The sequence below is a fragment of the Candidatus Neomarinimicrobiota bacterium genome (assembly GCA_034716895.1).
Taxonomy (GTDB): Bacteria; Fidelibacterota; UBA8477; order UBA8477; family JABMPR01; genus JABMPR01.
Genome location: JAYEKW010000137.1, coordinates 1 through 11671, shown reverse-complemented (window position 1 = coordinate 11671; position 11671 = coordinate 1). Strand labels below are relative to the sequence as shown.

At 44.2% G+C, this 11671-nt stretch carries 11 protein-coding genes; all 11 read right to left on the bottom strand.

Translation table 11 applies throughout. The features are described 5' to 3' along the window. Positions 1–1209, bottom strand: a 1209-nt coding sequence (locus tag U9Q77_08860; protein MEA3287467.1) for a Na/Pi cotransporter family protein, incomplete at its 3' end; no start/stop codon positions are given. Positions 1210–1416: 207 nt separating this feature from the next. Further along, the gene (locus U9Q77_08855) at positions 1417–2892 is read right to left on the bottom strand and encodes a tripartite tricarboxylate transporter permease (GenBank protein ID MEA3287466.1); all 1476 of its coding nucleotides are present in this window, start codon (positions 2890–2892) and stop codon (positions 1417–1419) included. Positions 2893–3032: 140 nt separating this feature from the next. Then, positions 3033–4583 (bottom strand): tripartite tricarboxylate transporter substrate-binding protein, encoded by a 1551-nt coding sequence (locus U9Q77_08850; GenBank protein MEA3287465.1) that lies wholly within the window; start codon positions 4581–4583, stop codon positions 3033–3035. A 9-nt stretch (positions 4584–4592) separates the two neighbouring features. After that, a complete protein-coding gene (locus U9Q77_08845; GenBank protein MEA3287464.1) occupies positions 4593–5057 on the bottom strand; it encodes a CYTH domain-containing protein in 465 nt (154 codons plus the stop codon). 3 nt (positions 5058–5060) lie between these two features. Beyond that, the gene (locus U9Q77_08840) at positions 5061–5663 is read right to left on the bottom strand and encodes a hypothetical protein (protein MEA3287463.1); all 603 of its coding nucleotides are present in this window, start codon (positions 5661–5663) and stop codon (positions 5061–5063) included. 394 nt (positions 5664–6057) lie between these two features. After that, complete coding sequence (locus U9Q77_08835; GenBank protein ID MEA3287462.1) at positions 6058–6420, bottom strand: DUF559 domain-containing protein; 363 nt, start codon at positions 6418–6420, stop codon at positions 6058–6060. Positions 6421–6633: 213 nt separating this feature from the next. Further along, a complete protein-coding gene (locus U9Q77_08830; protein ID MEA3287461.1) occupies positions 6634–7983 on the bottom strand; it encodes a sigma-54 dependent transcriptional regulator in 1350 nt (449 codons plus the stop codon). An 11-nt stretch (positions 7984–7994) separates the two neighbouring features. Continuing rightward, entirely contained in the window at positions 7995–9440 is a 1446-nt protein-coding gene (locus tag U9Q77_08825; GenBank protein MEA3287460.1) for an ATP-binding protein, read from the bottom strand. Next, the gene (locus U9Q77_08820; GenBank protein ID MEA3287459.1) at positions 9440–10342 is read right to left on the bottom strand and encodes a PhnD/SsuA/transferrin family substrate-binding protein; all 903 of its coding nucleotides are present in this window, start codon (positions 10340–10342) and stop codon (positions 9440–9442) included. The genes U9Q77_08825 and U9Q77_08820 overlap by 1 nt, the downstream gene beginning before the upstream one ends. Positions 10343–10410: 68 nt before the next feature. Continuing rightward, complete coding sequence (locus U9Q77_08815; GenBank protein ID MEA3287458.1) at positions 10411–10602, bottom strand: hypothetical protein; 192 nt, start codon at positions 10600–10602, stop codon at positions 10411–10413. Between the two features lie 233 nt (positions 10603–10835). Then, positions 10836–11342, bottom strand: a complete 507-nt coding sequence (locus U9Q77_08810) for a PaaI family thioesterase (protein MEA3287457.1) — start codon at positions 11340–11342, stop codon at positions 10836–10838. Positions 11343–11671: the final 329 nt, after the last annotated feature.

Here is an 11671-nt window from a genome sequence, read left to right as displayed (position 1 = left end):
AATCTTCGCCATCCGGTTGATCTCAGCTCGTGCCAAATCAAGTGCTAACGCAGGGGTTTCGATAGCTGAATCATCTAAATGCCAGGTTGCAATAGTGAGATCTTTCTCATCTTCAACATCTGGATAAATTTTCATGATAATTTTTGAAAAGAATGAAGTAAATGGAATAAACGCTAATGCTAGTCCCACATTAAATATGGTATGGGCATTGGCAATCTGCCGGGGAACTTCTGAACCCAGTTTAGCGATACCAACCGCATCAGATGTTGGCGAGATCGATCGAATGATATCAGCGAGCCAGGGTATCCAGAAGATGAAGAGCAGAACCCCTGTGAGTTTGAACAATACGTGAGCCACAGCAACTCGTTTGGCTTCTCGCGAAGCTCCAATACTGGCCAAGCCAGCAGTTACACAAGTTCCGATATTGGCACCCATAATTAAAGGAATACCCGCATCCAAACTAAGTAATCCTTGTTGTGCAAGGACAATGATGATGCCTGTAAAGGCGCTGCTGCTCTGAATGAGCGCTGTAAATATGGTTCCAACCAAGAGCCCCAATAGTGGATTTTCAAGATGGGATAACATGGTGATAAATGGTTCAAAGGTTCGCAGAGGTTTCATGGCTTCAGACATCAATTTCATACCATAAAACAGAATCCCAAAACCCAGGATCGATTCACCAATATTCTTTTGATTATCATTGCGACCAAACATCATCAATCCAAAACCGACGGCGATCATGAGCAGGGCATAATCTGTCAGTTTGAATGCCACCAATTGAGCGGTGATTGTGGTTCCAATGTCAGCACCGAGTATTACACCCAGGCTCTGGACAAAGGTCATGAGTCCTGCTTGTACAAAACTCACCAACATAACCGTTGTGGCACTGCTGCTCTGGATGACCATGGTCACAAAAGCACCCACCAGTAGACCCATATACCGATTGTTGGTCAAGGCTGATAGGATGGACCGCATGCTGTCGCCAGCTGCTTTTTTCATTCCTGAGCTCATTTTCTCCATGCCATAGAGAAAGAAAGCCAATCCACCAAACAAGGTCATGGTCAATACGCCCCAGGAGATCTCATGTGCAGCAGTTGCATCAGCTGATCCACCTGCAAATACTGCAGTGACTCCCATGAGGAGTAAGCCTAAAAAAGCGATTACTTTAACTGATAGATGATTCGTTATTTTTATTTTCTTAAAAATCATCTATTGGGTCCTATTAAATTGTGTTGTCAATCTCATAATACTTGTCTTCAGACCATTCAACAGACCCAGGGGTGCATCTAAGGGTGTTTTGCCAGGGCTCTCAAAGTATGACACTCTGTCCCCCTGATATAATTCTTCTCTGCACTTCGGCTCCGCTCAGTGTGACGAATAGAAAAGCAGCCATGGACTCAACTTTAGTCAGCGTAATCACTTCTGCTTTCTAGCCTGGATGAGTGGAACAGCAAAGCTGGCGGCGGCTACAACTAGCATTCCCAAACTCATGGGACGAGTAAAAAAGACGGTCCAACCACCCATCATGATGGCTCTGATAAAGTTTGTTTCAGCAATATTTCCCAGGACCATACCCAGGATAATGGGGGCTACTGGATAATTGTAGCGACGCAACAACCACCCGAAGACACCGAAAACCAGACAGGCCGCCACATCAAAAAAGGAGTTACGAACAGCGAAACTACCAATAATAGATACGGCAAAGATCAGCGGAAATAAAACTGTTTTTGGAATGGTCGTAACCTTGATCCAGAGGCGAGCCCCAAAAAAGCCCAGAATCAATAGAATAACATTGGCAATAAGCAAACTGGCTAGAAGGCCGTAGATAATATCAGGGTTTGAGATAAACAGTTGGGGACCGGGGGTAAGGTCATGGATCATCAACGCACCAATGAGAACTGCTGTGGAAGCACTGCCAGGTATACCGAGTGTCAACAGGGGTATCAACGCGCCACCAACAGAACTACTGTTAGCCCCTTCGGCTGCCGCCACTCCTTCCAGACTACCCTTACCGAATGCTTCGGGATGTTTACTGACCCGTTTGGCGACATCGTAGGATATAAAAGCCGCAATAGTAGCGCCTGCCCCGGGAAAAATACCAATGATGGTTCCCATAAACGAAGAACGCATGATGGTATTCTTCAATTTCCAGTAGGTGCTGGTCGTTGGCCATTCCTGTTTACCGGGAGCAACCTGTTGAGTGGAAAAATCACCACCTTCAAGCTGTTTGAAGATCTCACTGAGCGCAAACAGGCCGATCAAAGCTGGAATCAGGGCAAATCCATCATATAGAAATGAAAAACCGAAAGTAAACCGACTAACACCGGAGATTGGATCAATACCAACTGTATTAAGCAACAGTCCAAACATGGCAGCAATAAAGGCTTTGATCCAATTCTTACCACCTAGCGAGGCAACTGTGGTTAATCCAAATATTGCCAGTGCGAAATATTCAGCTGGATGAAATTTAAGAGCAAATTTTGCCAGAGGTCCTGAGAAAAAGATCAGAATAAGGGTGCCGATGATACCGCCAACGGTTGAGGCCACCAGAGAAACGCCGAGAGCCATTCCTGGTTTTCCCTTTTTCGTCAGAGGATATCCATCAAAAGCAGTAACCACCGATGAAGGAGTTCCTGGAGCATTGATAGTCACTGCCGTAATGGACCCACCATAATTGGCTGCTATATAGATAGCCACAAGGAGAATCAGTGCCAATGTAGGTGACATAGCGTAAGTAAAAGGTACCAGTAGTGCCACACCCATCGATGGAGACAGCCCAGGTGTAGCGCCGGCAACAATACCCATGATTACGCCCAAGGTTATGGTTAAGATGGGGATAACTCCCATAACAAAGGTCAAACCATCAATCAGATTGCCAAATAGATCTGTCATGATTTTCTCATGAGCAGCCTCTCGCAGAGTTCGCTGAGGGCGCAGAGTTTTTATATGTATTGGTTTTAGCCATTAAGAATGATTTCATATTATTATGATGATTTCAGCATATTTGAGAATTTCAATTAGCATAATATTTCTTAGAATAGACTTTCGAAAATGGTTCCCAATGGCAGGGGTACATAAAGGGTTTTATAAAAGATCAAATAGGAGAAAAGAATCCAACCACCAGAAATAATGAAGATGTTTCTCCATTTACGGTAGCCCAAATAGTACAGACCAACGATAACGAACCCGAATGTACTGAGAAAATAGCCTATAACCTGCATGAGCAGCAGGTATACAACCAGAAAACCGATAAAGTTCAGAACGATATCAACCCTGGGTCCGGATTCAGAAACTTCGGCAACATTTCGAAAGGTCTTGAAAAGCAGGAGGAGATTCAAAGGAATGAGCATATAAATCCATAAACGGGGTACGGCAGCAGGTCCAACAGCTGTACTATTGGGAAAATTCAAGGATTGAACCAAAAACAGGATACTCACAACCAGGAAAAAACCAATGACTATAACTCGACCAACAATCGCAGCATAAGCACTTCTGTATACTCCGTAAGAGCATAACAACCAGATCATTACAAGAATGAGTGAAAGGACTGTAAATGAAGTTCCGGAGGCAATATTTGCTAGAATTCCCTGGGCTTCATCCTGGAGTATATTGGATTTTCTTAAATAGTACTCAAAGATTTTTGCATCTTCATGTACCAACGTGGTAAACGCTTCCTCGGCAACATATTTGATATCCAAGCCACCTTTGCTCCAGAATGATATCCAATCAGGGTCAGCTGTGACCTTTTTGAAAAGAGCATCATACCATTGCACTACCTCTGGTGGTGTCCCTTTCTTAAGGGCAAATCCACGCCACATGTACTCATTTTCAAGCCCGGGCATGCCTAACTCCGTAAAAGTTGGAACATCAGGGAAGGCAGATAAACGCTGAGGTGATGAGACGGCGGCAATATGCAGATCAGCATTGCCCAAGGCATCCCGGGGGTTACCCACATAGGCTACTCCCTGCTCACCCAGGAGGGCTGCCAGGGCCTTTCCCCCGCTTTTAAAGGGAATCCATTTGGCATCCATGCCATAGGCATCCCAAATCTTGAGAGCGGTTACATGGTCAAGACCACCAGCCGCAGGACCCACCCAGTTTTGTTCACCGGGATTTTGCAATGCATTGGCTACAATATCGGGCCACAGATGCAGATCCTGGGTCCCATGGGTGATCACGCATTCGGGGTCTGCCATGAGCATGGCGGTCCAATTGAGAGCGTCGATATATTCACTTCCACCGACTTGAACAAATTTAGCGATATTTGATTTGGTACAGGCGTACAGGTTGTAACCATCTGCTGGCGCCTGGATTACCTTTTTAAGCGCGACAATCCCACCTGCACCGGGTTTATTCTCCACCACGAAATTGACATCAACATATTTTGAAGCTATACCTGCAAATTTACGAGCACTGATATCGATCAAACCACCAGGACCAGTATAGACCACAATTTTGATCGGCTTTTCGGGAAAGGCTGCATGGGCCTTACTTGTAAGTAGCAGGAACCCAAATATAATCAGGATAAGACCGAGCACTTTGAGGGTTCGGCTCATTTTTTTATCAGCTACAATTTGCTTCAAGGTTATTGCTTACCAGTTCTTATATGGATTTGCGATCAGGTTAGAGTTATAGTAACGTGGATCACCAGTAACCTCTTCCCCGATCCAGTCTGGTTTGGGATATTCCTGGTCTTCAGATTCCAGTTCAACCTCAGCGACTGTGAGGCCTTCATTTTCACCGTGGAATTCATCAATTTCCCAGACATGGTTACCCAAGGCAACTTTATAGCGATGTTTTTCAATAATGGGTTGTTCACAGAGCTGATTTAGCATCTCATTGGCATCTGAAACAGAGATTTCATATTCATATTCCAGGCGGGTAGCGCCCTTTGTGATGCCCTTAACCGTAATGAAAGCACTATCATCTATCGTTCTGATGCGGACAACCCGTTCTTTCTGACTGTTGAGATAACCCTGACGATAATGAATACCTCCTGCCAACTCACGATATGTTGTAGCGGTAACCAAGAATTTGCGTTCGATCTCCTGGGCCATGATCTATTCCTCGAATCCCACCATGCGACGCATGGCTTTGATATAGCTGATATTCTCAAATTCGATTAATCCCAATTTTTTCACAAGAGAGATAACCAGTTCCGGATCAGCATCTTCAACTGCTGTCGTCCGGATGGTTTTCCCATCAATGGTCAAATCAGCAATTTCAACGGTGGCGCCATCGATCATATAGCCATAGCGTTTCTTGAAAACACCAACAGACTTGAGATCGGGATTAGAATCAACATATTTTGCAATAAATCCATTGAAGTCGAGTTCTTCAGCATTGCTGAGGTCTACTCCGACTCCCGCTGCCTTGAAGACTTCAGTCATCTCATCCAGGCCCATTGGGAAAGTGGCTTTCATGATGGGGAACCATTGTTCCAAGGAGTCACCATTTACTTCGCGTAAAACCTTGATATCCATGAGAGTGTCACGAACCTTAATATTTTCTCCGCTTTTTTTTGAGAGGATGTAGACTTCACTACTTTCCACTTCCCGGGTGCATTCGTGTGCTTTAATCTTATCCTCAGCATCCCCAAAATCTTCCCCAAATGTTCGCCATTCCCAGCGTGGAATGATTTTCCCTAATTCAATTTTTGCCATGATATATTTCCTTTAATCTGATTTTGTAATAATTCGTAATCACCAAGCTATTCCAAAACTTGTGCCACAAATTAATACTGTTTATACATCCCTATTTATACGGGACTTACATATAATCATCAATTGTTAGTGTTTGATTAGATTTTAAGATTTTAGACTATATTTCGTCAAGCTAGACGATATGTCGTCATTGCAGAGATTAAGCAAAAAACTTCTGTTGTTTTTATTCCCCTCCTAGAGGAGGGTTGGATTGCGTTGCAAGACGGGGTGGGTTTTTCCTTGAACATAAAATTGTATTACGTTATAAATTAAGGTCAATTGGGGTGCATGGGAACCCCTCCGCCCTTTGGGCACCTCCCCTGAGAGGGGAGGAATATTTTTTTATGACATTTTTTTACTGGGCTTTTGTTTTCCAGTCGAATGAGTTGCGGATTTTGTTTAGGAGGGTGTCTGGGTCTTTCAGTACCATACCATTTTTGAATCGCAGTACTTTTATCCCATGTTCTATTAAATAGGCATCACGTTTCATATCTGACTGTTTTGCTTTAGTAGTATTGTGGATTGGACCATCTAATTCAATTGCCAAGTGTTCTGATGGGCAGTAAAAATCAATGATGTAGTACCCAATAATTTGTTGTCGTCTAAATTTTCTGTTATCTAACTGCTTCCCCTTTAGCATTTTCCACAGGATCACTTCTGCTGGTGTCATATTATTGCGCAATTTTCGGGCGTTATATTCTATTCTGCTTTTGAGCATATATTGCTCTCCTTTTAAAAGTGTGGAGTGAGTTGTGAGACAAGAGGGTTTTGTCTATGATAATATCGAATAATGCTGGTTGCTTTGAAAGGGCAACTTTCCTGGTGCTTCAGTTAGTGATTCTTGTGGGGTGGTTTTGGAAAGCACCCCTCCGCCCTTCGGGCACCTCCCCTATGAAAGTGGAGGAATTTAAAGGCAGAGATATAATATGAGCTAGTTTACATCCAGGAGGCCATGCTTCATGAGTTTGCTGCGGAGGGTTGTGCGGGGTATGCCCAGTGCTTCCGCAACTTTCTGTTGATTATTGCCGAATGATTCCATGGTTCTGGAGAGAATATCTGCCTCAAATACTGACACACGCTTTGTTAGGGAAGCATCTGCTGTCTCAGAATTCACTGTTTGAACATCTCCCACTCGATAGGCTTCTGGGAGATCGGCGAGATCCAGAACCGTTTCGTGCGAAAATATTGACATCTGAAGGATCAGGTGTTCCAGCTCACGGACATTGCCCGGCCAATCCAGATTAACTAAATAGGTCAACAAATCAGGTGAAAGCTGTTTTTCCGGGCTGGCCTTACTCAAAAAATGTCTTGATAACAGCGGGATATCAGACTGACGTTGATTCAAGTTCGGAACATGGAGCTTGATCACATTGAGGCGGTAATAGAGATCTTCTCTGAATTTGCCTTTATTTACAAGAGACTTAAGATCTACTTTTGTGGCAGCGATCAAACGGACATCAACTTTGATGATCGCAGCCCCGCCTACTCGTTCGATTTCGCCTTCCTGGATCACCCGCAACAGTTTGGTCTGTAACCGCAAGCTAAGGTCATCTATATCGTCCAGGAAGATGGTACCACTCCCGGCTCGTTCAAAGCGCCCCAGGGACCGTTTGACAGCACCTGTGAAGGCTCCTTTTTCGTGACCGAACATTTCAGTTTCAAAAAGGCTTTCGCTCAAGGCAGAACAATTAATTTTAATAAATGGTTTGCCTTTGCGCTGACTCAGGGATTGAACAGCATTTGCGATCATTTCTTTACCAGTTCCGCTGGCACCTTCAATCAAAACAGTATGCTCACTATCGGCCACCATTTTCACCTTATCGATGAGTTCTTCCATAACAGGTGATCGACCGATCAGACCGGATGCAACCTTTAGCTCAGCCAGGGATGCTTTCAGGGCTTCATTCTCAGCATTCAGATCTTTGATGCCCTTGATGCGTTCGAGGTGGTGGAAAAGTTCATCAGGATCAAATGGTTTGGTTAAATAATCAAAAGCACCTTTTTTCAGGGCACTTAAGGCGTTTTCAACTGTTGCAAAGGCAGTCATGATCAGAACCTGGGTAGCAGGTGAGATACGTTTGACCTCATCCAGAATCTCCAGGCCATTTGCTCCAGGAAGGCGTAGATCCGTGAGTACAACATCCCAGGTCTCCTCATTGACTGCGTCCATGCCCTTGCTGCCAGTATCCACCGCGACCACGTAATAGCCAGCATGTTCGAGCAACTTCTGCAGTGTGATTCGATTGATACGTTCATCTTCAATGAGTAATATTTTTAACATTGTTTGGCTTTCTATGGCTTGTGCATGTCGACGGGTAAATCAATTCGAAATTGAGCACCACCTAAATTACTGCTAGAATAGCTAATCCTACCCCCCATGGACTCAATAATTTCGCGGGTGACATAGAGACCAAGACCCGTGCCCTTCCCCACTTCCTTCGTTGTAACAAATGGCTCGAACATGGTGGACTGAATCTCATCTGGAATTCCAATCCCTGAGTCTTCTACAACGATTGAAATATTTCCATCCTGTTCATCGGTTGTGATCCTGATTGTGCCGATGCCACCAATGGCATCCATAGCATTCATGCCTATATTTAGCAAAGCTTCTTCAAAGCCTGATTTATTATTGGACAGAACAGGCAAATTATCGCTAAGCTGAACCTGAGTGATCACCTTTTCCTTTGAAAGGCGGTGTGCCAGTAAATTGAGAACATCCCGGACACTTAGATTCACATCAAATTCCCGTATAGTACCGGTTTTTTTACGGGCTCCTTCCAGCAATCTTGAAACAATTACTTCGATCCTATCCAGGCCCTCTTTGAGAAGCCTCATATGATCTTCACTATTTTCAGGATCTATCTTTAGCAAATGCAGACAATTCTTAAGACCTAATAGCGGATTATTGATCTCATGGGCAACACCTGCGGCCATCCGTCCCATGGCAGCCAGCTTTTCTGTCTGAATCAAACTCTTGTTGGTCTTTTCCATGGTTGAACGTGCCGCGATCAGACGTTTTTGCAAGTTTGAGAATCGATCATTTAGCAAACCAATTTCATCATCACTCTCCAACAGCGGCAGAGGTTCTGCTGTCTGAAAGTCAAAGGTATCAATGGCATGAACGGTATGTCGCAATTTCCGGGTAACGCTGTGGGTAATCTGGAGAACAATGACTATAACCAAAATTAGTATGCCTGCAAAAAGGAGCATGATCAACAACGCGGTGGTCCGTAATTCCCGAATCATCGGTTGAGCATCCAGCCCCATGCGCACAGCACCATGGGACAAACTGACCAGTCCCAGCGGCGCCGAAACTTCCAGGACCCATCCGTATTGTGCATCCTCATAGATATGAAATACTGGATCGATGGCTTCCAGTGCGGCTAAACTATAAATATCAGTGTAAATCTGTTGATCCTGACTTACATCAGAATGAGCCAGGACTGTTCCTGATTGATCCAGGATGATGGCATATTTGATCTGATCCCGGTATTTTCTGGTGAAATTATTAATAAATGATTGGAGATAATCGGCACTGTTTGATGCGGATAGGTAAAGCGCATCGTTGATGGGAATGATGGCCGTTTGAATCATTGTAGTAGCCACAATACGGTGTTTGCCGATGATGGCTTCCTTTTGAGCAGTGATGATCACAAAAAATAGTCCCAAAAGTAGAACAGCTAGACTAAACCCAATCCTGATCACCAATCGATCATGAATACTCGATCGAATTTGCATCAGTGGATCAACTCCAGTTGGGTCAAGATACTGCGAGGAAAATTAAAAAGAGAATCATGGCCTGTTTTGAAGCCATGGACAACCTCTGAATCCCAGTCATCAGTGGTTATTGCCCCTGTTTCAATGATGGATTTTAGATTGAGGAGGGCTGTTTGAACTACCTGTAGTTTGCTTGAATCAACATGAGCACCTGCTACCAGCGGCACACTGGGAATGGCTGGAGACCTGGCGAGGATCCGAAGGCCCCTGGCTTCATATTGATGGGCAACAACGGATTTCACCATTCCCGCATCAAAATCTCCCCGTAAGACCTTTTCAGCAACGAGATCATGGTAGCTGAGGTGTTTATATTCGGATAAATCACTGAGATTCACTCCAGCCTCATGCAGCATCCAGATCGCCATCCAAGAGCTAAATGATTGTCGAGAGGCAAAAGCAAATGTACGTCCACGCAAATCTGAGAGCGTATGAATGGGTGAGTTGAATGGGACGATGATGTCATCATAGTTTTCCAGGTTACCACGGGCATTGATGGGCATGGCGATACATTTAATATCATGATCCAGGCGCGTTTTGATATAAGTGTAATTACCCAGAGAAGCAAAATCTATGTCTCCATCTGTCAATTGCCGAACGGTCTCCAGGTAATTTCTGCTCAACCTGAGTTTAAAATGATAGGGTGTTTTGTCGGTGAGATAATCCATGAGGGGTTGATAGCCCTCAATAATAGAGCGTGGCGTGTAGCGTGAGATAACGCCAAAATAAACGACTTCCCGCCCTTCAAGATTATCGTGTTTCAGGATGGGTCGGGGGGTTTCAATATCCATAGCCAGCATATAGCCAATGAGGCTAATGCTGATAAATATGAATACCAATCCAAATGCTTTTATGCGTACGTTCAATTTAGATGCCCCTCATTGATATCAGCGATCTGTATTATCTGAAAGGTTCCCACGACTGAAGTCGTGGGCTACCAGCGGTCGTCTTTGAAGAAGTCTTCCTGGTCATATACCGCTTTCAGCATATTGGTAGCCAATTTACGAACATCGCCGTTAACCGAGACCTCTACTTTTCGGACGTCTTTTTTCTTTAATTTTTCCAGAACGATCTTGAGATCCTCAATTTCGTATTTATCTAAATCAAATTTGAATGTCCAGGCCATGGTGTTTTCCTTTTTTTTATTGCTTTAGTTTAGCATGATGAAACGGCAAAAGCCCTCCTCGTTCCTGTCAGGAGATTGATTATTGAGACAAGGCAATCCTTCATTGATAGTTGGGGTTGATTTGTTGTTGAGACAAGGCAATCCTTCATTGGTAGTTGGGGTTGAGACAAGGCGTGCCTTGTCTTTACTATCCTTGGAAAATAAAGTATGCTTTATGTCTTCTTGATTGTTGATCATGTATGTTTAGCAAGTTCTTTCAGGAAATCTTCATTGTCCGTACTACTCTGGCTCATGCGCTTGAAGGTCTCCATATCCTGGAGGATAAACAAGCCACGTGCTTCTGCATATTTTGATTCTGAAACATCGATCAACTTTGCTTCCAGTGAAATTTTATTCGCTTCAACTTTCTTGATGTCAGCACAGTATAACATTTTTGTATTCAAAGGAACTGGCTTAAAAAACCGGGTGGTATACTGGGCAGTCATGGCGGGTTGATCATTGACCCAACAGCAGGCTCCCATGAGCTCATCAAAAACAGCAGAGATGGCACCTCCATGAGCATGTCCGGGGGGTCCCTGGGCCAACTTTCCAAAAGTTACTTCGGCATAAACTGTTCCTGAAGCTTGGTGGTGGTAATACTTTAATGAAATTCTGTTGTCATTGTGCTGACCAGTGACGAAAGAAATGAATTGTTTCCCAAATTCAACCGGAACAGTATTTAATAATTGAGCAAAAGTCATGTCAGTCTATGCACTCCTCGGATTAGCTACCGGGTAAGATAAGGTGAAGTCTTTGAGTTCTATGGGTTTTGTGAGTTTTTGAGTTCATGGGGTTCGGAGTTCCAGGGAGGCGGACCCTGAGCCTGCCGAAGGGAGCAGGTGCAGCCCACGACTTAAGTCGTGGGTTTCTGATATCCATTACACATAGTGATAACAAAATAAGCCCACCCCCAGAGGAACCCCTCTCGTCTGCGTTTCACTACGCTGCGACAGGCCCAGGAGGGAATTTACCAGCTCATGTTTGCTACGCATGCATTCGTAATTTTGTCTGATTCGCTGTGATAAAAAAG

Excerpts from the sequence above, each read along its gene's own strand:
- U9Q77_08815 (MEA3287458.1), bottom strand. The coding sequence starts at position 10,602 with ATGGCCTGGACATTCAAATTTGATTTAGATAAATACGAAATTGAGGAT.
- U9Q77_08840 (MEA3287463.1), bottom strand. The coding sequence starts at position 5,663 with ATGGCAAAAATTGAATTAGGGAAAATCATTCCACGCTGGGAATGGCGA.
- U9Q77_08845 (MEA3287464.1), bottom strand. The coding sequence starts at position 5,057 with ATGGCCCAGGAGATCGAACGCAAATTCTTGGTTACCGCTACAACATAT.
- U9Q77_08835 (MEA3287462.1), bottom strand. The coding sequence starts at position 6,420 with ATGCTCAAAAGCAGAATAGAATATAACGCCCGAAAATTGCGCAATAAT.
- U9Q77_08825 (MEA3287460.1), bottom strand. The coding sequence starts at position 9,440 with ATGCAAATTCGATCGAGTATTCATGATCGATTGGTGATCAGGATTGGG.
- U9Q77_08810 (MEA3287457.1), bottom strand. The coding sequence starts at position 11,342 with ATGACTTTTGCTCAATTATTAAATACTGTTCCGGTTGAATTTGGGAAA.
- U9Q77_08855 (MEA3287466.1), bottom strand. The coding sequence starts at position 2,892 with ATGACAGATCTATTTGGCAATCTGATTGATGGTTTGACCTTTGTTATG.
- U9Q77_08830 (MEA3287461.1), bottom strand. The coding sequence starts at position 7,983 with ATGTTAAAAATATTACTCATTGAAGATGAACGTATCAATCGAATCACA.